At 75.2% G+C, this 23,284-nt stretch carries 28 protein-coding genes; 13 read left to right on the top strand and 15 right to left on the bottom strand.

The features are described 5' to 3' along the window. Positions 1–19 precede the first annotated feature (19 nt). A complete protein-coding gene (locus CKY47_RS37235; protein ID WP_442638276.1) occupies positions 20–202 on the top strand; it encodes a WCX domain-containing protein in 183 nt (60 codons plus the stop codon). Here the strand turns inward: CKY47_RS37235 and CKY47_RS34220 are convergent. Further along, entirely contained in the window at positions 190–669 is a 480-nt protein-coding gene (locus CKY47_RS34220; protein WP_306750511.1) for a MarR family winged helix-turn-helix transcriptional regulator, read from the bottom strand. The two genes, CKY47_RS37235 and CKY47_RS34220, sit on opposite strands and share 13 nt — an antisense overlap. A 52-nt stretch (positions 670–721) precedes the next feature. On the opposite strand from CKY47_RS34220, the gene pip reads away from it, so the two are divergent. Continuing rightward, positions 722–1,669 carry a prolyl aminopeptidase gene (gene pip, locus CKY47_RS34215; protein WP_306750514.1) on the top strand — a complete coding sequence of 316 codons (948 nt, stop codon included), beginning with the start codon at positions 722–724 and terminating at the stop codon, positions 1,667–1,669. A gap of 15 nt (positions 1,670–1,684) precedes the next feature. On the opposite strand, the gene CKY47_RS34210 is transcribed toward pip, so the two are convergent. The 3 genes from CKY47_RS34210 to CKY47_RS34200 form a co-directional block, all read right to left on the bottom strand. Then, positions 1,685–2,329: a class I SAM-dependent methyltransferase gene (locus CKY47_RS34210; protein WP_306750510.1), complete on the bottom strand. Its 645-nt coding sequence runs from the start codon at positions 2,327–2,329 to the stop codon at positions 1,685–1,687. 78 nt (positions 2,330–2,407) lie between these two features. Next, positions 2,408–3,121, bottom strand: coding sequence for an SDR family oxidoreductase (locus CKY47_RS34205; protein ID WP_306750509.1), 714 nt, complete (start codon positions 3,119–3,121; stop codon positions 2,408–2,410). Then, complete coding sequence (locus CKY47_RS34200) at positions 3,109–3,792, bottom strand: alpha/beta fold hydrolase (protein ID WP_306750508.1); 684 nt, start codon at positions 3,790–3,792, stop codon at positions 3,109–3,111. Before CKY47_RS34200 ends, CKY47_RS34205 begins: the two co-directional genes overlap by 13 nt. A gap of 145 nt (positions 3,793–3,937) precedes the next feature. On the opposite strand from CKY47_RS34200, the gene CKY47_RS34195 reads away from it, so the two are divergent. Continuing rightward, the gene (locus CKY47_RS34195) at positions 3,938–4,837 is read left to right on the top strand and encodes a ferredoxin family protein (RefSeq protein ID WP_306750507.1); all 900 of its coding nucleotides are present in this window, start codon (positions 3,938–3,940) and stop codon (positions 4,835–4,837) included. Here CKY47_RS34195 and CKY47_RS34190 read toward each other — a convergent pair. Both CKY47_RS34190 and CKY47_RS34185 read right to left on the bottom strand, forming a co-directional pair. Beyond that, the gene (locus tag CKY47_RS34190) at positions 4,742–5,464 is read right to left on the bottom strand and encodes a TetR/AcrR family transcriptional regulator (RefSeq protein ID WP_306750506.1); all 723 of its coding nucleotides are present in this window, start codon (positions 5,462–5,464) and stop codon (positions 4,742–4,744) included. The genes CKY47_RS34195 and CKY47_RS34190 overlap by 96 nt on opposite strands. A 12-nt stretch (positions 5,465–5,476) precedes the next feature. After that, on the bottom strand, positions 5,477–5,668 hold the full coding sequence (locus CKY47_RS34185; protein WP_306750505.1) for a hypothetical protein: 192 nt from the start codon (positions 5,666–5,668) through the stop codon (positions 5,477–5,479). Between the two features lie 26 nt (positions 5,669–5,694). On the opposite strand from CKY47_RS34185, the gene CKY47_RS34180 reads away from it, so the two are divergent. Continuing rightward, positions 5,695–6,210, top strand: a complete 516-nt coding sequence (locus CKY47_RS34180; protein WP_306750504.1) for a CGNR zinc finger domain-containing protein — start codon at positions 5,695–5,697, stop codon at positions 6,208–6,210. A 15-nt stretch (positions 6,211–6,225) separates the two neighbouring features. On the opposite strand, the gene CKY47_RS34175 is transcribed toward CKY47_RS34180, so the two are convergent. Continuing rightward, complete coding sequence (locus CKY47_RS34175) at positions 6,226–7,359, bottom strand: pentapeptide repeat-containing protein (RefSeq protein WP_306750503.1); 1,134 nt, start codon at positions 7,357–7,359, stop codon at positions 6,226–6,228. An 84-nt stretch (positions 7,360–7,443) separates the two neighbouring features. Between CKY47_RS34175 and CKY47_RS34170 the strand changes: the two genes are divergently transcribed. Next, positions 7,444–8,817 (top strand): amidase family protein, encoded by a 1,374-nt coding sequence (locus tag CKY47_RS34170; RefSeq protein WP_306750502.1) that lies wholly within the window; start codon positions 7,444–7,446, stop codon positions 8,815–8,817. 31 nt (positions 8,818–8,848) lie between these two features. Here CKY47_RS34170 and CKY47_RS34165 read toward each other — a convergent pair whose 3' ends face one another. From CKY47_RS34165 to CKY47_RS34140, 6 genes are all read right to left on the bottom strand, one after another. Continuing rightward, positions 8,849–9,751, bottom strand: coding sequence for a hypothetical protein (locus CKY47_RS34165; protein ID WP_306750501.1), 903 nt, complete (start codon positions 9,749–9,751; stop codon positions 8,849–8,851). A gap of 153 nt (positions 9,752–9,904) precedes the next feature. Beyond that, positions 9,905–11,071 carry an SPFH domain-containing protein gene (locus CKY47_RS34160; protein WP_306750513.1) on the bottom strand — a complete coding sequence of 389 codons (1,167 nt, stop codon included), beginning with the start codon at positions 11,069–11,071 and terminating at the stop codon, positions 9,905–9,907. Between the two features lie 69 nt (positions 11,072–11,140). Continuing rightward, entirely contained in the window at positions 11,141–11,566 is a 426-nt protein-coding gene (locus CKY47_RS34155) for an NfeD family protein (protein WP_306750500.1), read from the bottom strand. 40 nt (positions 11,567–11,606) lie between these two features. Beyond that, a complete protein-coding gene (locus tag CKY47_RS34150) occupies positions 11,607–12,416 on the bottom strand; it encodes a DUF3097 domain-containing protein (RefSeq protein WP_306750499.1) in 810 nt (269 codons plus the stop codon). A 103-nt stretch (positions 12,417–12,519) separates the two neighbouring features. Further along, positions 12,520–13,314 carry an SCO1664 family protein gene (locus tag CKY47_RS34145; RefSeq protein ID WP_306750498.1) on the bottom strand — a complete coding sequence of 265 codons (795 nt, stop codon included), beginning with the start codon at positions 13,312–13,314 and terminating at the stop codon, positions 12,520–12,522. Between the two features lie 7 nt (positions 13,315–13,321). Further along, positions 13,322–13,888, bottom strand: a complete 567-nt coding sequence (locus CKY47_RS34140) for a DUF3090 domain-containing protein (RefSeq protein WP_306750497.1) — start codon at positions 13,886–13,888, stop codon at positions 13,322–13,324. Between the two features lie 124 nt (positions 13,889–14,012). Here CKY47_RS34140 and CKY47_RS34135 point away from each other — a divergent pair, with 124 nt between their 5' ends. From CKY47_RS34135 to CKY47_RS34125, 3 genes are read left to right on the top strand one after another with little or no spacing between them, the layout of a single operon-like run. Further along, entirely contained in the window at positions 14,013–15,926 is a 1,914-nt protein-coding gene (locus tag CKY47_RS34135) for a dipeptidyl-peptidase 5 (RefSeq protein ID WP_306750496.1), read from the top strand. Further along, the gene (locus CKY47_RS34130; protein ID WP_306750495.1) at positions 15,923–16,798 is read left to right on the top strand and encodes a S66 peptidase family protein; all 876 of its coding nucleotides are present in this window, start codon (positions 15,923–15,925) and stop codon (positions 16,796–16,798) included. Before CKY47_RS34135 ends, CKY47_RS34130 begins: the two co-directional genes overlap by 4 nt. Continuing rightward, on the top strand, positions 16,795–17,475 hold the full coding sequence (locus CKY47_RS34125; protein WP_306750494.1) for a dienelactone hydrolase family protein: 681 nt from the start codon (positions 16,795–16,797) through the stop codon (positions 17,473–17,475). The genes CKY47_RS34130 and CKY47_RS34125 overlap by 4 nt, the downstream gene beginning before the upstream one ends. Before the next feature lie 36 nt (positions 17,476–17,511). Here the strand turns inward: CKY47_RS34125 and CKY47_RS34120 are convergent, their stop codons facing one another. Continuing rightward, the gene (locus tag CKY47_RS34120) at positions 17,512–18,072 is read right to left on the bottom strand and encodes an HSP18 transcriptional regulator (protein WP_306750493.1); all 561 of its coding nucleotides are present in this window, start codon (positions 18,070–18,072) and stop codon (positions 17,512–17,514) included. 101 nt (positions 18,073–18,173) lie between these two features. Between CKY47_RS34120 and CKY47_RS34115 the strand changes: the two genes are divergently transcribed. Both CKY47_RS34115 and CKY47_RS34110 read left to right on the top strand, forming a co-directional pair. Beyond that, positions 18,174–18,611 carry an Hsp20/alpha crystallin family protein gene (locus tag CKY47_RS34115; protein ID WP_306750492.1) on the top strand — a complete coding sequence of 146 codons (438 nt, stop codon included), beginning with the start codon at positions 18,174–18,176 and terminating at the stop codon, positions 18,609–18,611. Between the two features lie 148 nt (positions 18,612–18,759). Continuing rightward, a complete protein-coding gene (locus CKY47_RS34110) occupies positions 18,760–19,290 on the top strand; it encodes a DUF6886 family protein (protein WP_306750491.1) in 531 nt (176 codons plus the stop codon). Between the two features lie 39 nt (positions 19,291–19,329). Here CKY47_RS34110 and CKY47_RS34105 read toward each other — a convergent pair whose 3' ends face one another. After that, a complete protein-coding gene (locus CKY47_RS34105) occupies positions 19,330–20,157 on the bottom strand; it encodes an NmrA family NAD(P)-binding protein (protein ID WP_306750490.1) in 828 nt (275 codons plus the stop codon). Positions 20,158–20,341: 184 nt separating this feature from the next. Between CKY47_RS34105 and CKY47_RS34100 the strand changes: the two genes are divergently transcribed. Genes CKY47_RS34100 through CKY47_RS34090 form a run of 3 tightly spaced genes read left to right on the top strand, consistent with a single transcriptional unit; the run spans position 20,342 to position 23,258 of the window. Next, the gene (locus CKY47_RS34100; RefSeq protein ID WP_306750489.1) at positions 20,342–20,983 is read left to right on the top strand and encodes an HAD family hydrolase; all 642 of its coding nucleotides are present in this window, start codon (positions 20,342–20,344) and stop codon (positions 20,981–20,983) included. A gap of 50 nt (positions 20,984–21,033) precedes the next feature. Next, on the top strand, positions 21,034–22,047 hold the full coding sequence (locus CKY47_RS34095; protein ID WP_306750512.1) for a phosphotransferase family protein: 1,014 nt from the start codon (positions 21,034–21,036) through the stop codon (positions 22,045–22,047). After that, entirely contained in the window at positions 22,047–23,258 is a 1,212-nt protein-coding gene (locus CKY47_RS34090) for an acyl-CoA dehydrogenase family protein (RefSeq protein ID WP_306750488.1), read from the top strand. The genes CKY47_RS34095 and CKY47_RS34090 overlap by 1 nt, the downstream gene beginning before the upstream one ends. Positions 23,259–23,284 lie beyond the last annotated feature (26 nt).

The following is a 23,284-nucleotide window of genomic DNA, read 5'->3' as shown; positions in this document are numbered from 1 at the left end:
GTTCGGGCGGCATTGCGGGGTGGTGGGGTCGGTGGGTGGTGGTCGGGTTCGGGTTCGGGTGGGTGCGTCGACTCCGTTGATGGTCGCGCAGGTGTTGGCGGGGTGGGGTGGGTTGGTGGAGGTGGTGGAGCCGGGCGGGGTTGCGGTGCGGGCGGAGTTGGGTCGGTTGGGGCGTGAGTTGGTGGCGCGTTACGGCTCGTGAGGTGGTGGGGCGAGGTGGTCGAGGATGCGGTCTCGCATGGGGCGCTCCCCCAGGGCTTTGAGGGCGGCGTCGACGAGGTCGCCGAGGGGGTGTGGGAGTTCGGCGTCGAGTTGCCGGGCGGCGGCGGTGGTGGCGTGCCATTCGGCGTCGAGGGTGGGGAGGATGGTGCGGGCGTGGTGGGTGAGGTGGACGATGCGGTGGCGGGCGTCGTCGCCGGGGTGGAGTTCGACGAGGCCGTCGCGGTGCATCTGGTTGACGGTCTGGCTGATGGCGGAGTGGGTGACGCCGATGGTGGTGGCGAGGTCGCGGATGGATCGGGGTCCGTGGGTGGCGATGATGCGGATGACGGGTGTGTACCGGGGGCGGAAGCCCGGTAGGCCGAGGTCGGTGTAGACGCGGGCGACGTCTCCGTCGAGTTGGTCGAGGAGGTGTCGCAGGCGGGTGCCGAGGAAATGGCGTTGCTCCACTCCCCTAATGTAACAGTGCTGTTGTTTCTGGTGGAGGGAGTGGGTCGTGGCGTTGTTCCCGGAGGTCGAGCCGTACGCGCACGGGATGCTGGACGTGGGTGACGGGAACCTCGTGTACTGGGAGGAGTCGGGGAACCCGGACGGGAAGCCGGTGGTGGGGTTGCACGGCGGTCCGGGTACGGGCTGCTCCCCCGGCATGCGACGGCAGTTCGACCCGGAGGCGTACCGGGTCATCCTGTTCGACCAGCGCGGGAGCGGGCGCAGCGTGCCGCACGCGGCGGAGTTCTCGACGGACCTGTCGGTGAACACGACGGCGCACCTGGTGGCGGACATCGAGTTGTTGCGGGAGCACCGGGGTGTGCAGCGGTGGATGGTGTTCGGCGGGTCGTGGGGGTCGACGTTGGGCCTGCACTACGCGGAGCTGTTCCCGCACCGGGTGTCGGAGGTCGTGCTGGTGGCGGTGACGACGGGTCGGTACGCGGAGTTGGACTGGCTGTACCACGGGTTGGGGATGTTCTTCCCGGAGGAGCACGCGCGGTTCCGGGCGGGTGCGCCGGAGGGGGCGGTGGACCTGGTCGCGGCGTACCACGCGCTGTTCGACGACCCGGACCCGGCGGTGCGGGCGAAGGCGGTGGTGGACTGGACGGACTGGGAGTCGTCGATCGTGTCGCTGGACCCGGACTGGCGGCCGGGGCCGCGTTACGCCGACCCGGCGTGGTTGACGGCGTTCGCGCGGATCACGGCGCACTACTTCGCGCACCGGTGCTGGTTGGAGGACGGTCGGGTGTTGCGGGACGTGGGGCGGTTGCGCGGCATCCCGGCAGTGCTGGTGCACGGGCGGTTGGACATGCAGGGGCCGTTGTGGACGGCGTGGGAGTTGGCGCGGGCGTGGCCGGACGCGGAGTTGGTGGTGGTGCGCGGGGCGGCGCACGCGGCGTCGGACCCGGGGATGGCGGAGGCGGTGGTGGCGGCGACGAACCGGTTCGCGCGGCGGCGGTGATCCCGGGGGTGCGGGTCAGGCGTGGTGGGGGCCGGGCTGGTGGGGACCGGGTGTCCAGATGCTGGTGTTCCTGACGTCGACGCCTTCGAGGTCGCGCGACACGGGGACGGGGTGGGTGGCGAGGCGGGTCCAGTCGCGGGGGGCGAAGCTGCGTTGGGGGTCGCCGACGAGGACGAGGGCGCCGCGGTGGTGGGCGGCGAGGAGGAACCCGGTGAAGCGGGCGGCCATGTCGCGGTCGTAGAAGACGTCGCCGGCGAGGACGACGTCGACGTCGGGGTGGGTGTCGAGCAGGTCGTCGGTGGTGGTGTCGAGGGTGACGTGGTTGGCGGCGGCGTTGAGGGTGGTGGCCGCGGCGGCGAGGGGGTCGATGTCGTTGGCGGTGACGTGGGCGCCGGTGAGGGCGGCGGCGATGGCGACGAGGCCGGAGCCGCAGGCGAGGTCGAGGACGCGGCGGTGGGCGACGAGGTGGGGGTGGTCGAGGACGTGGCGGGCGAGGGCTTGCCCGCCTGCCCAGGGGAAGGCCCAGAAGGGCGGTTCGGGGGTGCCGGTGGTGTGCCAGAGGGCGATGACGTCGTCGGCGGTGTGCAGGGTGATCTCGGGGACGAGGGGTGCGGGCAGCGGTGTGGTGGTGGATCTGACGAGGTGGTGTGCGTCGTGCACGGTGGGCCCTTCGCGGGTAGGGGCGGGCTCGTGGCTCCGGGTGGGGTCGGGGTGCGGGTGTTCACAGCCCTCCGGTGTTCACAGCCCTCCGGCGACCCGCAGGACCGCCCCGGTGGTGAACGAGGCGGCGTCGGAGAGCAGCCACGCCACGGCGTGCGCGATCTCGTCGGGCTCCCCCGGCCTGCCCAGCGGGATGGCCTTGGCGACGCGGTCGGGGCGGTCGGGGACGCCGGACAGCGCGTGGATGTCGGTGCGCACGGTGCCGGCGGCGACGGCGTTGACGCGGATGCCGCGTGGTCCGAGTTCCTTGGCCAGGCCGACGGTCATGGCGTCGACGGCGGCCTTGCTGGCCGCGTAGTGCACGTACTCCCCCGGGCTGCCGAGGGTGGCGGCGGCGGAGGACAGCGACACGATGGAGCCGCCGCGGGTGAGGTCGCGGGCGGCGCGGCGGGCGCACAGCAGTGCGCCGACCACGTTGACCTCGACCACGCGGCGCAGGTCGTGGGTGCGCAGGTCGGCGAGGGGGCCGACGGGGCTGGTGATGCCGGCGTTGACGACGACGCCGGTGACCTGCCCGAGGCCGGCGGCGGTGTCGAAGAGCCGGTCCACGTCGTGCTCGTCGGAGACCTCGGCGCGCACGGCCAGTCCGCCGACCTCCTCGGCGAGGGCGTGGGCGGTCTGTTCGGCGGTGCGGTAGCCGAGCACGACGCGGTGGCCGTCGGCGGCGACGCGGCGCACGACCGCGGCGCCGATGCCCCGGCTGCCGCCGGTCACCACGATCAGGCCAGCCATCGGGTCACCTCCCGGTCGACGTCGTCGACGCGGGTGACGAGCATGTGCGCGAGGTCGGGGATCTCGACCAGTCGCGCGTCGGGCACGACGGCGACCAGGGCGTCCTGCGCGGGGCGGAACGCCGGGTACTCGTGCTCGCCGCGCAGCACCAGCAGCGGGGCGGTGATCCGGGGGGCGTGGGCGAGGACGTCGAGGGGTTCGGCGGCGGTGAGCGCGTCGTCGGTCCACTCGTGGTGGTGCAGGGCGCCCTGGTCGAGGGAGGCGTCGACGACGGCGTGCAGGGTCACGGCGGGGTTGACCACGGCGACGCGCCGCACGGGCACGGTGGCGCGCGCGGCGGTCAGCAGGGCGACGTGGCCGCCGGCCGAGCCGCCGACGACGTCGACGGCGGTGCCGTCCCAGTCGGGCAGGGCGGCCAGCACGTCGGGTGCCTCGTCGACCGCGCGTCGCACGAGCGTCGCGTAGCGTTCGGGGGTCATGGCGGTGTCGGGGAGGGGCAGCGCCGGGTAGACGCGCCAGGCGTCGACGCCGTGCAGCGGGAGGGTCGCGGCCATGGTGTCGGGGGTGCCGGGTTCGCCCAGCAGGTGCCACACCAGCACCACCCGTCCCGTGGGGTTCGTCGGTGGGAGCACGGTGGACGCGGTGCCCGCGGCCGTGTGTGTGATCACCATGCGGCGAACCTAGCGGGACGGGGGTGTGCGGGGGCAGGGGTGTCCACCACCCGCGAACGTTCACGTTGCGTCACCTTCGGGGCTCGTAAGGGTGAATACGGGGGGCGGTGTCACTCGGACGGCCAACAAAGGGCACCCTAATAACGTGACCGAGCCGCGCTGTGCCGCGATCTCCGCGACCCTCGACGACCCCCAGGCGGGCACCGCCGCCACCGCCGCGGCGTGGCTGGCCCTGGAGCAACCCGGCCCCTGGGGGCGCGACGCGCTCACCCAGAGCCGCCTCGACCCCGCGATCGGCGCCGAACTGGCCCGCCGCGCCGCCGACGCCGGCGTGCGCGTCCTGCTCATCCGCCGACCCGGCCGCCACACCGACGCCCCCGGCGCGCCGCGCCGGGTCTACCTCGCCACCACCGCCCCCGGCGCGTCCCGCCTGAGCGCCGGGCACGTCGTCGACCCCGCCGGGCTGCTCGACCTCGACCTGGGCGCCCTCGCGCGGGGCGAGGACACCGGGTTCGGCTCCCCGGCGGCGCACCCCGTGCTGCTGGTGTGCGCCAACAGCCGCCGCGACACCTGCTGCGCCCTGCTCGGCCGGCCCCTGGCCGGGGAACTGGCGGCCGAACGCGGCGAGGCCGTGTGGGAGTGCACCCACACCGGCGGGCACCGCTTCGCGCCCACCGGCGTGCTGCTGCCCACCGGCTACACCTACGGCCGCCTCGACGCCGACTTCGCCCGCCTGCTGCTCGACCGCGCCGCCGCCGGGCACGTCGTCACCGACCGCTGCCGGGGCCGCTCCACCCACGGCCCCGCCGGGCAGGTCGCCGACCTGGCGGTGCGGGAGCTGACCGGCGAGCACCGCGACGCCCTCGCCGTGGTCGGGGAGACGCCGCACGGGGTCACCGTGCGGCACGACGACGGCCGCGCCTGGCACGTCGCCGTCACCACCCGCGAGCTACCCGCCCGTCCCGTCAGCTGCGGCGCGAACCCCACCGCGCCCACCGCGGTCTCGGTCACCGGCGTGCGCCCCCTCGTCCCCGCCGGCGGCTGACCCGCCGGCAGCCGGCCCGCCCGTCGTCGAACCCCGGGTCGGCTCCGGCGCGGCGTCCGGCACCGCCGCCCGGAACAGGCCCAGGCCCAGCGCGTACGGGTCGTCCAGGCCCACCCGCCGCAGCACCTCCGGCGGCAGCGCCAGCACCGACACCGCGACACCCAGGAAGTAGGCGTCCAGCAGCCCCGCGTCGCGCGCCGTGCTCGGCAACCCCGCCGCGGCGTGCAACCCGGCCGAGGCCTCGGCGTTGGACACCGCCATGCGCCCCAGCGCCTCGCGCACCCCCGGCCGGCGCACCGCCTCCAGGTACAGCTCCGCCATCGCCAGCAACTGCGTCGGGTCGCCCGCCACCGCGCGGCGCAGCAGCGCCGGGTACAGCTCGGCCACCTCCGCCGGGGAGATGTCGTCCGGCGTCGTCTCGCGCAACCGGCGCACCGCCTCGGCGTGCAGCGCCGCCATCCGCCCCGCGGCCGCCGCCAGCAGCGCGTCGCGGGAGGGGAAGTAGTTCTTCGTCGTGCCCTGCGGCACCCCGGCCGCCCGGTCCACCGCGCGGTGCGTCAACCCGCGCCCGCCCTCGGCGGCCAGCACCGAGATCGCGCAGTCGCACAGCAAGTCCCGACGCCCCATGGGCACGGGACCCTAGCCGACCTCGGCGCCCGCCCCCGGACCGGCCGCTCCCGCCGCCGCCACCACCCGTCCCGACTCCACGACCAGCCACAACCCGCACACGCAGCGCACGTAGTCGACCACCGCGCGTGCCGTGGCGTGGGAGGAGACGGGGTAGGCGGGGTCGGCGGCGGGCCAACCGCAGCGGGGGCATCCGGTGTTCACGCCCACCAGCGTGATGTCATGGTTCAGTGCATTTCAACCCTTACGGCGGGGCGGCGGCCGAACTCGCCGCGGCCCTCGTCAACACCGCCGCCTCCGACCCCCACGCCGACGCCGACACCCTGCTCGCCCTGCTGCGCGAGCAGGACTACCGACCCGTCGGCGCCCTCGACGCCCACCAGGCCCGCGAGCTGCTGCGCTGGGCCGCCCGCCTCTCCCCCGTCTTCGACCCCGCCCCCGACCGGGTCGCCCTCGTCAACGCCCTGCTCGCCGAGGCCGCCGCCAAGCCCTACGTCTCCACCCACGACGACCGCCCGCCGCACCTGCACTTCGCCCCCGAGGACGCGCCCACCCCCGACCGGGTGCGCGCGTTCACCGCCGCCGGCCTGGCCCACCTCCTGTGCGAGGACCCCGACCGGCTCGGCCGCTGCGCCCGACCCGGCTGCGCCACCGTCTACGTCGACACCTCCCGCAACGGCCGCCGCCGCTACTGCACCACCCGCTGCGCCAACCGCGTCCACGTCGCCCACCACCGCGCGCGCTGACCCCCGGAGGCGTCCTCAGCCCTCCGCGGCGGGCACGCGCCGCCCGAACCGGGCGTGGTCGAACTCCGCCTCCTCGCCGATCAACGCCGACCCCACGTCCGTGCGACCCCGGAACCAGGCGTGCCCGAACCGCGCGTCCTGCTGGAACACCACGTCGGCGAACAACGCCCGCCCCCCGAACCGCACGTGCCGGAAGTCCGCGGACCCCGTCACCTCCGCGCCCGAGAACTCCGCCCGGCCCGACACCTTCGCCCGCGTCACCACCAGCGACCGCGCCACCTGCGCCGAGCGCAGCGACACGTTGCCCGCGAACACCGCCAGCGCGAACGTCGCCGACCGCGCGAACAGCACGTCGGTGAACACCGCGTGCCGCAGGAACCGCGCCGCCGCGAAGCTCGCGTCCCCCGTCACCGTCGTCGCCGCGAACCGGGCGTCGCCCACGAACACCGCGCCCGTCAGGTCCACCCGCCCCACCCGGCAGCCCGACAGGTCGAAGTCCACCAGGATCGCCCCCGGCGCCACCACGTCCATCCCCGGCCAGAAGTCCTCCCCCGGCCGCAGGTGCCCCACCAGCTCCCGCTGCACGTCGCGCCGCCACGACGCGTCCAACCCGCGCGCCACCCCGCCGCGCAACGCCGCCAACCACGTGTCCACCACGTCCTGTCGACGCCGCGGCACCTGCCTGCCGATCTCCGCCAGCAGCAGCAGGCCCTCGGCCTCGCCCGCGCGGAACAGCCGGTTCGCCTCCCGCCACACCGACACCGGCGACGGCGCCACCGCCTCCGGCCCCACCCGCCTGCGCGCGTGCTCCGCCAACAGCGCCTCCGCGCGCACCATCCGCACGTGCCGCACACCCACCCACACCACGACCAGCACGACGGCGACCGGCACCAGCCACGACGACATACCCCCGATCATGCCCCCACCGCCCGCGTCGGGGGGCGCACGCCCCGTCACCGCCTCCGGACCGACGCCGCGACCAGCCCCCGCCCGGAGCGCCGACCCCGCGCACACCCCGCCGCCGCGCACACCCGCCACCACGTCCGACACGACGTCCGCCGCGCCCGCGCCGCCGGCCCCCGCCGCCCCGGCGTCGACCGCTCCCGCGCCGACCGGCTTCGCACTGCCGAACGCGGCCCCGCCCGCCACGACGCCGCCGACCGCTGCCGCCCGTGCCGCGCCGCCGCGCGCGTCACCGGATCACCCGGCCGCCCCTGCCCTAGTGTTCGCACCATGGACCCGACCGACGCGTGCTTCGCCGGCGCCGCCGGCCAAGCGGAACTGCTGCGCTCCGGCGCGCTCACCGCCCGCGACCTCGTCGCCGAGTGCCTGCGCCGCATCGACCGCCACGACCGGCGGCTCAACGCCTTCCGCGCCGTGTTCGCCGAGCGCGCCCTCGCCGACGCCGACCGCGCCGACGCCCGCCTGTCCCGCGGCGAGCACGCGCCGCTGCTCGGGGTGCCCGTCGCCGTCAAGGAGGACCTCGCCGTCGCGGGCCTGCCCACCACCAGTGGCACCGCCGCCGTCGAGACCGCCGCGCCCGCCGACAGCCCCGTCGTGGCCCGCCTGCGCGCCGCCGGCGCCGTCCTCGTCGGCCGCACCCGCATGCCCGAACTCGGCCTGTGGCCGCACACCGAGTCCACCTGGGCCGGCGCCACCCGCAACCCGTGGTCGCCCGACCACTCGCCCGGCGGGTCCAGCGGCGGATCGGCCGCCGCCGTCGCCGCCGGGCTCGTCGGCGCCGCCGTGGGCACCGACGGCGCGGGCTCCGTGCGCATCCCCGCCGCCTGCACCGGCCTGTTCGGCCTCAAACCCCGCCGCGACCACGTCACCCTCGACGGCGACCACGACACCTGGGGCGGCCTCGTCGTCGCCGGCCCCGTCACCCGCCACGTCCGCGACGCCGCCCTGCTGCTCGACGTCCTCGCCCCCGGCCACGACCACACCCGCGCCGTCACCGACACCCGCACCCTGCGCATCGCCGTGTCCCTGCGCCCCTGGGGAACCGCCATCGGCGTCGACCCCGAGGTCCGCGACGCCGTCCTCGACACCGCCGGCCTGCTCTCCGACCTCGGCCACGACGTCACCCGCACCGACCCCGACCTGCGCGCCACCAGCGGCTCCGCCGGGTTCGCCGCCCGCTACCTGCACGCCGCCGCCACCGCCGAGGCACGACTGGACCGCCCCGACCGGCTCGACCGCCGCACCCGCGCCGTCGCCGCCCTCGGCCGCTCCCTGCCCCGCGCCGCCGTGCGCGCCGCACTCGCCCGGCAGGACGGCCTCACCCGCCACGCCAACCGCCTCTTCGAGGACCACGACCTGCTGCTCACCCCGGTGCTCACCCGCCCACCGCTGCGCATCGGGGAGTGGGACCGCCGCCCCACCGTCGCCGCCCTGCTCGCCGCCGCCCGCATGACCGCGTTCCTGCCGCTGTGGAACATCACCGGCAACCCCGCCGCCGCCGTCCCCGCCGGGCACACCCGCACCGGCCTGCCGCTCGCCGTGCAACTGGTCGCCGCACCCGACGCCGGCACCACGATCCTCACCGCCGCCGGACAACTCGAACGCGCCCGCCCCTGGGCCGACCGCCGGCCACCCGGCTACTGACCACCAGGAGCGGGTGCGCCGGGAACCCGGGTCAGCGGCCCGGCTCCGGCACCTGCTCCGACACCCACTCCGGCAGGTCGCCGTCACGCGCCAGGGCCGCCACCGCCCGCTCCCGGACCCCCGGCCACCCCACCGTGCCCGCCGCCAGCACCCGCAGCCGGTGCCACGCCCCCGCCGTCGGGTGCTCCAGCAGCACGCGCAGCCGCAACCCCACCGCGCGCTCCGCCCACCCCACCCGCAGGCACTCGTCCACGCCCAGGTCCACCAACGGCCCCGCCGAGCCCCGCCCCCGCGTCGCGACCACGCCGCGCTCCACCCACTCCACGGCCTCCTCCGAGCGGCCCGCGTCGCGCAACACCGTCGCCACCCGCAGGTAGTGCCAGCCCGACGACAGGTCCCGCGTCAGCACCAGAACCTGCAGGTCCACGTCACCGGTGTGCTCGGCCAGCTCCTCCACCACCCGCAGCAACGCCCACCGCTCCCGGTCGTAGCGGCCGGTCCGCCCGAACCCGATCACCGGCAGCCGCTCGAACCGCTCCACCACCCACGACCGGTAGCGCTCGAGCCCCTCCGCCCCCAGCGCCGCCGCGTACGGCGCCAACCGCACCTCCGGCGGCTCGGCGAACCCCGTCTGCAGGTGCAGCAGCCACCGCGCCAACTCCTCCGGCGCCGCCGGGTCGTCCGCGCACGCCACCGCGTGCAGGTCCACCACCCGGTCCACCAGCTCCGTCAACCGCGCCCGGTGGGGCCGGTGCCGCGGCACCGCGTCCACCAGCAGCTCCGCCAACTCCTGCGCCACCACCCGCGCGCCGCGGCCGGCCAGGACCAGCTCCGAGAGCCCCGCCACCACCGCGGCCAACTCCTGCCAGCGCGCCGCCCAGGGCAGGTCCGGGCGGGTCAGCGCGGTCGCCGCGCGACCGGTCAAGGCGTGCACCACGCCATCCAACCGCACCCGCCGTCACCGGCCGTGCGCTCCACCGCACGCCCCGCATCCGGCCCACCACCGCAAACACGACGCGGGGGCGCCGGCCACACGGCCGACGCCCCCGTCAATGCGGTCAAGATCACTACCCGGTCAAGACCGCCGTCACGCGTACGGCGGGCCGGCCTGCTCCGCGACACCCCCACCGGGAGCGGCGGGACCGCCCAGCTCCCGGGCCGGGTCCGCGCCCCGCCCCAGCGACGGGGCCGGCGGCTCGGCCAGCGGGCTGGGCACCTCCTTGCGGGCCACCGCCTCCGCCGCGCGCACCGCCTCGGCCACCGCCGGGTCCGGCGCCGTGTCGAACCACTCCGCCACCGACGCGTCGTCCTCCTCCGGGCGCGACGCCGGCGGCTCCTCGGCCGACGGCTCGTAGCGGAACACCCCGTCCTCGCCCGGCGCGCCCAGCATGCGCGCGAAGCCCTCCAGCGCCTTGCCGTAGTCCGACGGCACCAGCCACACCTTGTTCGCGTCGCCCTGCGCCATCTGCGGCAGCGTCTGCAGGTACTGGTAGGCCAGCACCTCCGGCGTCGGCTTGCCCGCCTTGATCGCCGCGAACACCTTCTCGATCGCCTTGGCCTGGCCCTGCGCCTGCAGGTAGCGGGCCGCCCGCTCGCCCTGCGCCCGCAGGATGCGCGACTGCCGCTCCGCCTCCGCCGCGAGGATCGACGCCTGCTTCGCGCCCTCCGCCGAGAGGATCTGCGACTGCTTCTGGCCCTCCGCGGTCTTGATCGACGCCTCCCGCTGGCCCTCGGCGTTGAGGATCATCGCGCGCTTCTCCCGGTCGGCGCGCATCTGCTTCTCCATCGAGTCCTGGATCGAGGGCGGCGGGTCGATCGCCTTGAGCTCCACCCGCGCCACCCGGATGCCCCAGCGGCCGGTCGCCTCGTCGAGCACCCCGCGCAGCTGGTTGTTGATCTCGTCGCGGGAGGTCAGCGTCTCCTCCAGGCTCATCCCGCCCACCAGGTTGCGCAGCGTCGTGGTCGCCAGCTGCTCCACGCCCACGATGTAGTTCGAGATCTCGTAGACCGCCGCGCGCGGGTCGGTGACCTGGAAGTACACCACCGTGTCGATCGACACGGTCAGGTTGTCCTTGGTGATCACCGGCTGCGGCGGGAAGGACACCACCTGCTCGCGCAGGTCGATGCGCGCCCGCACCCGGTCGAAGAAGGGCACCAGGATGTTCAGGCCCGGCGCCGCGGTGGTGCGGTAGCGGCCCAGCCGCTCGATCACCGCGGCCGTGGCCTGCGGGATCACCAGGACCGCCTTCACCATGACGACGAGCACGAACAACACCAGGACCGCGATGACGATCAACGTCGTGGTCAAGTCTCCAGCCTCCGCTCAGGCCCCGGACAGCACCACCGCGGTCGCGCCCGAGATCTCGACAACAGTCACTTCGGCGCCGGGTTCGATCACCTCGTGGTCCAACGACCGCGCCGACCACACCTCGCCGCCGATCCGCACCCTACCGCCATGGCCGTCCACAGTGGACACGACGACGGCGGTGCCGCCCACCAGGGCCTCCACGCCCGAACGGTGGCCCCGGCCCAGCTCCAGGCGCCGCCGGATCGCCGGCCGCGCACCCGCCACCAGGCCCAGCGACACCACGCCGAACACGATCGCGCTGACCACCACGTCCGCGCCCAACGCCGCCGAGCCCGCGGCGCCGAACGCCGCCAGCCCCAGCATCACCAGCACGAAGTCGCCCGAGAGGACCTCGGCGGCCACCAGCACGACACCGAGGATCAACCAGATCAGCGCGGCCACACGGCCATTGTCGCACTCGCGGGGGTACCTCCGCCGGGTTTCACGCCACCGGCTCGGTCACGAAATCGATCAGCCGCTCCACCGCGCCGATCAACGGCGTCTCCAGGTCGCGGAACCCCGACACCCCGGCCAGCACCCGCCGCCACCCCTCCCACGGCTCGCCCCAGCCCAGCGCCGCGCACACGCCCTCCTTCCACGGCACCCCGCGCGGCACCACCGGCCACGCCGCGATGCCCACCGCCGCGGGCTTCACCGCCTGCCACACGTCGACGTAGGGGTGGCCCGTGACCAGCACGTGCTCGTCGCGCACCCCCGCCACCAGCCGCGACTCCTTCGACCCCGCCACCAGGTGGTCCACCAGGACCCCCAGCCGCCGGCCCGGACCGGTGCCGAACTCCGCGATCCGCTCCGCCAGCACGTCCACCCCGTCCAGCGGCTCCACCACCACGCCCTCCACCCGCAGGTCGTGCCCCCACACCCGCTCCACCAGCTCCGCGTCGTGCAGCCCCTCCACCCAGATGCGGCTGTCGCGCGCCGTGCGGGCAGTCAGGCCCGCCACCTTCACCGACCCCGACGCCGACCGGGCGGGCGCCGCCGGCGCGGCGGGTGCGGGCCGGGTCAGCGTCACCGGCCGCCCGTCGAGCAGGAACGCCGCCGGGCGCGGCGGGAACAGCCGGCGCCGGCCGGCGCGGTCCTCCAGCACCACCTGCCCGTGCTCGAAACCCACCACCGCGCCGCAGAACCCCGACGCCGGGTCCTCCACCACCAGTCCGACCTCGGCGGCCACCTCCGGCACCACCCTGCGCTTGCGCCCCGACAGCACGTCCCGGCCGTAATCATGTGATCGCACGGCCCGCGACGTTACCGCCCCCCGCCCCCGCCGACCGGACGACGCCGCGGGCACACGGCCGGTGAACACCGGGCACGGCCGGTCGTCGGGAGCGCCGGTCCGGTCAGAACGCGGGCCAGGGGATCGCCGGCCAGTCGTCCGACGGCTCCGGGTACGCCCCCGCCGCCAGCAGCTTCTCCAGCCGCACGGTCAGCGCGCGCACCTCCGCGCGCGTCAGGTGCTCGTGCAGCCGCTCGCCCAGACCGGTGTCCAGGCACTCCCACAGCCGCCGCAGCGCCGCCACCGCCTCCTCCGGCAGCGGCTCGCCCAGCCAGCCCCACAGCACCGTGCGCAGCTTGTCCTCGACGTGCAGGCAGATGCCGTGGTCCACCCCGTACACCGCGCCGTCGGTGGCGTGCAGCACGTGCCCGCCCTTGCGGTCGGCGTTGTTCACCACCGCGTCGAACGCCGCCATCAGCCGCATCCGCGGGTGGTCGGCGTGCACCAGCACCGCGGGCTCGCCGTAGCGGTCGTGCGCGCGCAGCACCGGCCGCCACCCGGCGCGCACCTCGTCCTCCGGGACGATGTCGACCAGGTCGTCGTCCTCGCGGGTCTCCACCCACAGCTGCACCATGCCCGACCCGAACGGGCCCGCCCGCAGCACCGTGGGCGGCACCAGGTGCAGGCCCGACGCCTGCGACACCAGGTAGGTCGCCACCTCGCGGCCGGCCAGCGTGCCGTCGGGGAAGTCCCACAGCGGGCGCTCGCCGCGCACCGGCTTGTAGACGCACTGCGCGCTCACGCCGTCCAGGCTGATCGCGCAGAACAGGGTCGCGTTGGAGGCGTCCACCAACCGGCCCTCGACCTCGATGCGCCCGTGCTCCAGCAGGTCGAGCGCGCCGTCGTCACCAGGTCGCACCCCGGGCTCAGCCCTCGTCCGAGCGCCGGTAGCCGTTCTGCCTCGGGCAGACGTGCCCCTCGGGGTCCAGCGGCTCCGAGCACAGCGGGCACGGCTTGCGGCCCGCCTTCACCACCCGCTCGGCGCGCTCGGCGAACGCCCGCGCCTCACCGGGGCTCAGGAACACCCGGACCGCGTCCGGGCCCTCCTCGGTGTCGTCGAGGACCACCGCCTCGTCGACCTCCTCCTCGGTGATCGCGAGCAGCTCGATGACGACCGCGCGGGACTCGGCGTCCCAGCCCAGCCCCATCGTGCCGACCTTGAACTCCTCCTCGACCGGCACCGAGAGGGGTTCGGTGTCCCGGAGGTCGTCGGGCGCCGCCTCGGGGACCTCCGCGCCGAACCGCCGGTTCACCTCCTCCAGCAGCGAGCCGATGCGCTCGGCGAGTACGGCGACCTGTTGCTTCTCCAGCGCCACGCTGACCAGCCGGGCCTCCTCGGAGGCCTGCAGGTAGAACGTGCGCTCGCCAGGCTGCCCGACTGTGCCGGCGACGAACCGGTCGGGCTGGCGGAATACGTGGATGACGCGTGCCATGACAACGACGACCCTAGGCCACGCGGGCAAGATCGGCAGACCCGCCCCGGTGTTCGCGGCCCGCCGGCGTCCCGCGCCGATCGTCGCCGGCCGGCCCCGCCGGCGCCCGGATAGGGTCGCCCCCGTGGTGACGATCGCACCGTACGGAACGTGGACATCGCCCATCGGCGCGGCCGACGCCGCCGCGGCCGGAGGGGGCCCGCACTGGGTCGACCTGCACCGGGGCGTGCCCTGGTGGGCCGAGGGGCGCCCCGCCGAGGGCGGGCGGGTGGCGCTGGTGCGCGACGGGCACGACCTGCTGCCGCCCCCGTGGAACGTGCGCAACCGCGTCCACGAGTACGGCGGACGCCCCTGGGTGGTGCTCGACACCCCCGACGGGACGCGCATGGCCTTCACCGACTGGGGCGACCAGCGCATCCACCTGTTCGACCCCGACGACCCGCGGCCCCGGCCGATCACCGCCGAGCCGGAGCGCCACCACGGCCTGCGCTACGCCGACCTGACCGCCGGCCCCGGCCACACCGAGGTGTGGTGCGTGCGCGAGACCGTCACCGGCGACGCCCGCACCGACGTGCGCCGCGACCTCGTCGCCGTGCCGCTGGACGGCTCCCCGGTGCGCGTGCTCGCGGCGAGCCACCACTTCATGACCGGCCCCCGCGTCTCGCCCGACGGCCGCCGGCTGGCCTGGATCGGCTGGGACCACCCGCGCATGCCGTGGGACGGCTCCGAGCTGTGCGTCGCCGAGATCGGCTCCGACACCCACCGAGTGCTGGCCGGCGGCCCCGACGAGGCCGTGTGCCAGGTCGAGTGGGAGGGCGACGACCTGCTCGTCCTCACCGACCCCGACGGCTGGTGGAACCTGTTCCGCATCGGCCTCGACGGCACCGCCGTCAACCTCGCCCCGTGCCGCGAGGAGCTCGGCGGGCCGATGTGGCGGCTGGGCAACCGCTGGTTCGCCGCCATCGACCGCGGCCGCTACGCCGTGCTGCGCTCCGGTGCGCCCGCCGTGCTCGACGAGCGCAGCGGCACGGTCACCGACATCGACGTCGACCTGCCCGTGTGGCACGCCCACCTGGCCGTGCACGACGGCGTGCTCGTCAGCAGCGCCGCCGGCCCGCGCACCGAGGCCGCCGTGGTGTCGCTGGACCTGTCCACCGGCGAGCTGACCGAGCACACCCGGTCCGGCGCGACCCTGCCCGCCGAGTACCTGCCCGTGCCCGTCGAGCGCGTGGTCACCGGACCCGACGGCGACGTGCCCGCCCACGTCTACCCGCCGACCAACCCCGACTTCGCCGCGCCCGACGGCGAGAAGCCGCCGTACGTCGTGCACGTCCACGGCGGTCCCACCGGCCGCAGCGCGCCCGTCCTCGACGCCGACATCGCCTACCTCACCAGCCGCGGCATCGGCGTCGTGGCCGTCGACTACGGCGGCTCCACCGGCTACGGCCGCGCGTTCCGCGAACGGCTGCGCGAGCAGTGGGGCGTCGTCGACGTCGCCGACTGCGCCGCCGTCGCCAGGGCCCTCGCCGAGGAGGGCACCGCCGACGGCGACCGGCTCGCCATCCGCGGCGGCAGCGCGGGCGGCTGGACCGCGGCCGCGTCGATGACCACGGTCGACACCTACCGCTGCGCCGTGATCGCCTTCCCGATCCTCGACCTGCGGGGCTGGACCGGCGAGGGCGGCGAGACCCACGACTTCGAGTCCCGCTACGTCGAGGGGCTGGTGGGGCCCTGGCCCGCCACCGCCGACCGCTACGCCGAGCGCTCGCCGTCGCACCGGGTCGAGCACCTGGCCGGACCCGTGCTGCTCCTGCAGGGGCTGGAGGACGAGATCTGCCCGCCCGACCAGGCCGACCGCTTCGCCGCGGCCCTCGACGGCACCGGCGTCCCGCACGCCTACCTGACCTTCGAAGGAGAGCAGCACGGCTTCCGCAAGGCCGCGACCATCGTCGCCGCCCTGGAGGCCGAGCTGTCCTTCTACGGGCAGGTCCTCGGCTTCACCCCCGCCGGCGTGCCCGTCCTGGACCTGCGCCGGTGAGCCCGCCGCCGTCCCCCCGGAGCGGCCCCCCGCTGTTGCGGCCCGGCGACCGCGTCGCCGTCGTCAGCCCCGCCGGCCCCGTCGACCCCGCACTGCTCGACGCGGGCCTGGCGCTGCTGCGCACGTGGGACCTGGACGTCGAACCCGCCCCGCACGCCCGCGACACCCACCCCGACCTGCCCTACCTGGCCGGGACCGACGCCGACCGCGCCCACGACCTGACCCGGGCCTGGCTGGACCCCGACGTGGCCGGCGTGCTGTGCGCCCGCGGCGGCTACGGCAGCCTGCGCGCGGTCGACCTCGTCGACTGGGCCGCCGTCGGCGCGCACCGCAAGGTGTTCGCCGGCTCCAGCGACATCACCGCCCTGCACACCCGCTTCCACGCCGCCGGCCACGCCACCTGGTTCGGGCCGATGATCGGTACCAGGGCGTTCGTCGAGGACACCGCCGCGCGCGAGCACCTGCGCCGCGCCCTGTTCACCGGCGTCACCGGCTGGCACGGCACCGGCCACACGCCCGGCGTGGCCCGCGGCGCCGCGTTCGGCGGCAACCTCAGCCTGCTCTTCGACACCCCGCCCCCGGCCGGGGCGGTCGTGCTGCTCGAAGACGTCGACGAGGAGCCCTACCGGCTCGACCGCATGCTCACCGGCATGCGGCGCACCGGCTGGTTCGACGACGTCGCGGCCCTCGTGCTCGGCTCCTGGACGGGCTGCGGGAACGCCGCGCCCGTGCTGGCCGACCGTCTCGGCGACCTCGGCGTGCCCGTCGTCGCCGACGTGCCCTTCGGCCACTGCGCCGGCCAGCTCACCCTGCCGCTGGGCGTGTCGGTCGAGGTCGACGGCCGCACCGGCGTGGTAACCGTGGTGCCGTGAAGATCCACGCGGCCGACGGCCCGTTCGACGTCCCCCTGTGGGAACCCGCCACCGGCCACGGCCCCGGCCTGGTGCTCGTCCAGGAGATCTTCGGCCTCGACGACTACCTCCGGTCCGTCGCCGCCGACCTCGCCGCGCTCGGCTACGTCGTCGCCGTGCCCGAACTGTTCCGGCGCACCGCCCCCGGCTGGGTCGGCGAGCACGACGACGCCGGCGTCGCCGCGGCCATGGACGTCGCCTCCCGCTTCGACTTCGACCTCGGTGTCGCCGACGTCCTGGCCACCCTCGACCGGCTGCGCGAGCGGTGCGGGCGCGCCGGCGTGCTGGGCTTCTGCCTCGGCGGCTCGATCGCCTACGAAACCGCCGTCGCCGACGGACCCGACGCGGTCGTGTCGTTCTACGGCTCCGGCGTCCCGGACCGGATCGGCGAGCTGCACCGGGTGACCTGCCCGATCCAGTTCCACTTCGGCGGGCAGGACCCCTACATCCCGCGCGCGGCGGTGCAGCGGGTCGTCGACGCCGCCGCCGGCCACCCCGGCGCCGAGGTGCACGTCCAGCGGGACGCGGGCCACGCCTTCCACAACGACGTCGCGCCCCGGTTCCACGACCCGGCCGCCGCGGCCGCCGCCTGGGACCTCACCACCGCGTTCCTCTCCCGCACCCTGCCCACCACCTGACCTGCCGGGACCTCGTGGCCCGGGACCGGAGGGCGGTCAGCGGCGCGACTGGTTGTCGCGCAGCACCTGCGTGTCGCGCCGCACCTCCGCGGCCCGGTCGCTGACCGCCTGGATCTCGCGCGCCAGCTCCGGGTCCTCCACCCGCACCCGCCCCAGCGACTCCACCAGCGGCGCGACCAGGGCGACGACGTCGTCCACCTCCAGCGCCCGCCGCACCACCACGTCCACCCGGCCGACCTGGCCGGCCAGGCTGCGCAGCGAGCCCGCGTTCTCCCGCGCCCACCGGCCCACCGCCCGGTCGGCAGCCCGCCTGTCCCGCTCGGCGCGCACCCGACCCTCCGCCGTGTCGTCGCCCTCCGACGGTCGCAACCGCAGGTAGCGGCGCTCGGCCGCCTGCCTGCTGGCCAACCCGAGCGCCGGCGCCAGCTCCGCCCAACTGGTGCCCATCGCCCGCGCGGAGGCGATCAGCTGCGGCTCCCACGCGGCCAGCTCCTCGCGCAGCCGCCGCAGCAGGACCAGCGCGGTCAGCACCTGACCGACGCCGACGTCGTCCCCCTCGACCGCGTGCCGGATGTTCTCGTAGTCGCCGCTCGCCATGCGGTCAACCTACTGACGACACGAGGGGTTGTCAACGGAGTGACGACGTGGTAGAACTGGTGGTGCAGCGCATTGACCAGACCAAACAGGAGGTGTTCCCGATGTTGATGCGCACCGACCCGTTCCGGGAGCTGGACCGCCTGGCCCAGCAGTTCTTCTCCGGGCCGGGCACGTGGTCGCGGCCGACGTCCATGCCGATGGACGCCTACCGCGCGGGCGACGAGTTCGTCGTCGAGTTCGACCTGCCCGGCGTCCCGGCGGACGCGATCGAGCTGGACGTGGAGCGCAACGTGCTCACCGTCAAGGCCGAGCGCCGCCCGAACCGACGGACCGACGAGGTCGAGATGCAGGTCTCCGAGCGGCCGCTGGGCGTGTTCTCGCGGCAGTTGTTCCTCGGCGACACCCTCGACGCCGAGAACATCCGCGCCGACTACGACTCCGGTGTGCTCACCCTGCGCATCCCGGTCGCGGAGAAGGCCAAGCCGCGCAGGATCGCCATCGGCAACGCCGACACCGGCCGCAGGGAGATCGACGCCTGACCCGGCGGCCGGCACGGCGGACACGCGGTACGGGGACGTGCCGGGCGTCGTCACCGACGCCCGGCACGTCCCCCGTACCGCCTGCCGGGACCGGACCCGGTCGTGTCACGGTGGCGCGGCCGTCCCCGCGCCCGCGAGGATCACGGCCATGCGACCGGCGCCCGGACAGGTACTGCACTTCTCCGAAGACCCGACCATCACCCGCTTCGAGCCCCACGTCGCCCGCACCGCGCGCCAACCCGACGCCTACGTGTGGGCCGTCGACCACGACCGCGCCCCCGACTACTGGTTCCCCCGCCAGTGCCCGCGCGCGCTGGTGTGGACCGGGCCCCGCGCCAGCGCCGAGGACCGGGCCTGGCTGGGCGCCGAACGCGTGCACGTGATCGAGTACGGCTGGCTGGAGCGCCTGCGCACCGCCCGCCTCTACGCCTACCGGTTCGACGCCGCCGCGTTCCGGCCGTTCGGCGACCCGCCCAACGCCCACGTCGCCACCGTGCCCGTCGAACCGCTCGGCGACGCCGAACCCGTCGGCGACCTGCTCGCGCTGCACGAGGAGGCCGGCATCGAACTGCGGCTGACCACCGACCTGTGGCCGTTCTGGCGACGCGCCACGACCGGCACCCTCGGGTTCAGCGGCATCAGGCTGCGCAACGCCGCACCCGACCCCGCCGCACCCTGACCCCACCACTCCCTGACCCCGGCCGGCGGGACCGTCGGTTCAGCGGAAGTCGGCGGCGTGGTCGTGCGCCCACCGCTCGAAGGTCAGCGCCCGCCGCCCCAGGACCTCCTCGACGTCCGGGGACACCCACGTGTTGCCCTCCGGGGACCGCCCCATCTCCAGGAACCACTCCACCACCTGCGGCGGGTACACGTCGCGCCACAGCTCGCGGGCCTGCCCGGGGCTCAGCTCCACGAACCGGACCGGGCTGCCCACCGCCTCGCCGATCAGCCGGACCGCGTCGCGCCGGCGCACCGGCGCCGGACCGGTGGGCCGGTAGGTGCGGCCCTCGTGCCCGTCGGTCAGCAGCGCCCGCACGGCGATCGCCGCGATGTCGTCCTCGTGGACCATGGCGCTGTTCCAGTCCCCGAACGGCGCGCGCACGACGCGCCGCGCGCGGATCGACGGCGCCCACTCCCGGGTGTTGGCCATGAACTCGCCGGGGAACAGGTGGGTCCACCCGATGCCCGACGACTCGATCGCCCGGTGGAACGCCCGGTGCCAGGACTCCAGCGGGTCGTCGTCGGTGCGGCCCGGGTCGTCGTGACCCAGGTGGGTGAGCCGCCGCACGCCCGCCTCGCGCAGGACGTCGACGATCGCGGAACCGTCGCCCTCCATCGACACCAGGTGGACCCGCTCGACACCGCGCAGCGCCGGGAGCAGGGACGGCGGGTCGGTGAAGTCACCCGCGACCACCTCCACCCCGGCCGGTAAGCGGGCGGCGGCGGGGGCGCGGGTCAGGGCGCGGACCTCGTGGCCCGCGGCGAGCAGTCGGCGCACCACGGCGCCGCCGACGGTCCCGGTCGCCCCGGTGACGAGAATCGGCATGGAAATCCTCCGGACATCACGGATAAGCCCTGGTGAGGGGCTTGACGAAGGTACTCGGACCTGTGCGGGGAGAATGCCCGCGGAAATGCCGGATTGTCAAACATGAACGCGGTGTTCACGTTTTCCGGAAATGGCGCGGAAAACACGGCTTGCCTCCATACCGACCGGTCGGTACCCTCGCGGCGTGGACGAACGGCGCATCGACGCGGTGGTGCTGGACTGGGGCGGTGTGCTCACGGTCTCCGTGCCCGCCTTCATCGAGGACTGGCTGACCAGCGAGAACATCGACCGGGACCGCTACGGCGCCACCGTGCGCGGCTGGATGGGGCGCGACGCCGCCCCCGACAACCCCGTGTTCCGCCTGGAGACCGGCGAACTGACCACGCACGAGTTCGAGGCGCTGCTCGCCGCCGAACTGGTCACCCTCGACGGCCGCGAGGTGGCCTCCACCGGGCTGCTGCGCCGCATGTTCGGCAGCGCCCACCCCGACCCCGCGATGGTCGACCTGGTGCGCGGGCTGCGCGCCGACGGCATCACCACCGCGCTGCTGTCCAACAGCTGGGGCGAGGGCTACCCCGAGGAGCTGCTGCTGGAGCTGTTCGACACCATCGTGATCAGCGGCCGCATCGGCCTGCGCAAACCCGACCCGCGCATCTTCGAGCACACCCTCGACCGGCTCGGCCTGCCCGCCCACCGCTGCGTCTTCTTCGACGACGCCCCGGTCAACGTCGAGGGCGCCCGCGCCGTGGGCATGCACGCGCACCGGCACACCGACGCCGAGTCCACGCGCGCCGTGATCGACCAGCTCAGGGGAGCCGCCGCATGACCGAACCACCCGCCCCCGGCCAGTCCGGTCCGGAGCTGCCCACCCCGGAGCTGCCCACCCCGGAGCTGCCCGGACTCGACCTGGGCCGGCTCGCCGCCCACCTCGGCACCGGCCCGCTGACCGGCGAACTCATCCCCGGCGGCCGGTCCAACCTCACCTACCGGGTCACCGACGGCGCGCACCGCTGGGTGCTGCGCCGCCCGCCGCTCGGGCACGTGCTCGCCACCGCGCACGACATGACCCGCGAGCACCGCGTCATCTCCGCACTGGCCGGCACCGCTGTGCCCGTGCCCGCCGTCGAGCTGCTGTGCGAGGACACCGACGTCATCGGCGCGCCGTTCTACCTGATGGAAGAGGTCCCCGGCCAGGCACTGCGCCACCGCGACCAGTGCCCGTGGCTGACCCCGGACAAGGCGCGCGCCCTGTCCGACCGGCTCGTCGACGTGCTGGCCGACCTGCACGCCGTGGACCCCGCCGACGTCGGCCTGACCGACTTCGGCCGCCCCGAGGGCTTCCTCACCCGCCAGGTCACCCGCTGGGGCAAGCAGCTCGACGCCTCCCGCAGCCGCGAGCTGCCCGGCATCGACGAACTGCGCGACCGGCTCGGCGCCACCGTCCCCCGCTCCGCCCGCGCCACGATCGTGCACGGCGACTACCGGCTCGACAACGTGCTCGTCACCGAGGACCCCGTCGACATCAGCGCCGTCCTGGACTGGGAGATGGCCACCCTCGGCGACCCGCTCGCCGACGTCGGCCTGCTGTGCGTGTACTGGAACGGCATCGGCGCCCGCGAGGACGACCCCGTCACCGGCACCGTGCCCACGCTGCCCGGCTTCACCGGCGCCGGGGAGATGGTGCGGCGCTACGCCGAGCGCAGCGGCGCCGACGTCACGGACCTGGACTGGTACACGGCGTTCGCCTACTTCAAGCTCGCCGTGATCCTGGAGGGCATCCACTTCCGCTTCACCCGGGGCAAGACCGTGGGCGCCGGGTTCGACCAGATCGGCCACCTCACCCTGCCGCTGGTCAGGCAGGGACTCGCCGCGACCGCAGGAGAGCGCTGATGGACTTCGCCTACGACGCCAGGACCGGGGAACTGCGGGAGAAGCTGCTGCGGTTCATGGACGAGCACGTGTACCCGGCCGAACCCGTCGCCGCGCGCCAGCTCGCCGAGGCCGCCGACCCGTGGGCGCGCCCCGCCGTCCTCGCCGACCTCAAGGCCGAGGCCCGCCGCCAGGGCCTGTGGAACCTGTTCCTGCCCGACGCCGAGCACGGCGCCGGCCTGACCAACCTCCAGTACGCGCCGCTGGCCGAGATCACCGGCCGCAGCCCGCACCTGGCCCCGGAGGCGCTCAACTGCGCCGCGCCCGACACCGGGAACATGGAGGTGCTGGCGATGTTCGGCACGGACGCGCAGAAGAAGCAGTGGCTGCGCCCGCTGCTCGACGGCGAGATCCGCTCCGCGTTCTGCATGACCGAACCCGACGTCGCCTCCTCCGACGCCACCAACATCGCCACCAGCATCGTGCGCGACGGCGACGAGTACGTGGTCAACGGCCGCAAGTGGTGGTCCTCCGGCGCGATGAACCCCGACTGCGCGATCTTCATCGTGATGGGCAAGACCGACCCCGACGCCGAACGGCACCGCCAGCAGGCGATGATCCTCGTCCCGCGCGACACGCCGGGCGTGCGCGTCGAGCGCGGCATGCACGTCTTCGGCTACACCGACGCCTCCCACGGCGGCCACGCCGAGATCGTGTTCGACGACGTCCGCGTGCCCGCCGACAACCTCATCGCCGGCGAGGGCGAGGGCTTCGCCATCGCCCAGGCCCGCCTCGGCCCCGGCCGCATCCACCACTGCATGCGCCTGATCGGCATCGCCGAACGCGCCCTGGAGCTGATGTGCCGCCGCGCGGTGTCGCGCGTCGCCTTCGGCAAGCCCATCGCGCGGCAGGGCGTCGTGCAGGAGTGGATCGCCGAGTCCCGGGTGCGCATCGAGCAGGCCCGGCTGCTGGTGCTCAAGACCGCGTGGCTGATGGACACCGTCGGCAACAAGGGCGCGCACACCGAGATCCAGGCCATCAAGATCGGCACGCCGCTGATGGCCGAGTGGGTCCTCGACAAGGCCATCCAGGCGCACGGCGCGGGCGGCGTGAGCCAGGACTACCCGCTGGCCGAGCTGTGGGCCTCCGCGCGGACCCTGCGCCTGGCCGACGGCCCCGACGAGGTCCACCGCATGTCGCTGGCCAAGCGGGAGCTCAGGAAGTACCTGTAGCGCCACCCGGTCGCGCTCCGGCCGGT

This window comes from Saccharothrix longispora (assembly GCF_030852425.1).
Lineage (GTDB): Bacteria > Actinomycetota > Actinomycetes > Mycobacteriales > Pseudonocardiaceae > Actinosynnema > Actinosynnema longispora.
The sequence above is the reverse complement of the archived record's forward strand: the minus strand, read 5'-3'. Positions and strand labels throughout refer to the sequence as shown.

Bases quoted from the DNA above. Each gene is read 5' to 3' on its own strand.
- CKY47_RS34205 (WP_306750509.1), bottom strand. From the start codon at position 3,121: ATGGCTGGCCTGATCGTGGTGACCGGCGGCAGCCGGGGCATCGGCGCC.
- CKY47_RS34200 (WP_306750508.1), bottom strand. From the start codon at position 3,792: ATGGTGATCACACACACGGCCGCGGGCACCGCGTCCACCGTGCTCCCA.
- CKY47_RS34190 (WP_306750506.1), bottom strand. From the start codon at position 5,464: ATGGGGCGTCGGGACTTGCTGTGCGACTGCGCGATCTCGGTGCTGGCC.
- CKY47_RS34170 (WP_306750502.1), top strand. From the start codon at position 7,444: ATGGACCCGACCGACGCGTGCTTCGCCGGCGCCGCCGGCCAAGCGGAA.
- CKY47_RS34160 (WP_306750513.1), bottom strand. From the start codon at position 11,071: ATGGTGAAGGCGGTCCTGGTGATCCCGCAGGCCACGGCCGCGGTGATC.
- CKY47_RS34140 (WP_306750497.1), bottom strand. From the start codon at position 13,888: ATGGCACGCGTCATCCACGTATTCCGCCAGCCCGACCGGTTCGTCGCC.
- CKY47_RS34120 (WP_306750493.1), bottom strand. From the start codon at position 18,072: ATGGCGAGCGGCGACTACGAGAACATCCGGCACGCGGTCGAGGGGGAC.
- CKY47_RS34115 (WP_306750492.1), top strand. From the start codon at position 18,174: ATGTTGATGCGCACCGACCCGTTCCGGGAGCTGGACCGCCTGGCCCAG.
- CKY47_RS34110 (WP_306750491.1), top strand. From the start codon at position 18,760: ATGCGACCGGCGCCCGGACAGGTACTGCACTTCTCCGAAGACCCGACC.
- CKY47_RS34105 (WP_306750490.1), bottom strand. From the start codon at position 20,157: ATGCCGATTCTCGTCACCGGGGCGACCGGGACCGTCGGCGGCGCCGTG.
- CKY47_RS34090 (WP_306750488.1), top strand. From the start codon at position 22,047: ATGGACTTCGCCTACGACGCCAGGACCGGGGAACTGCGGGAGAAGCTG.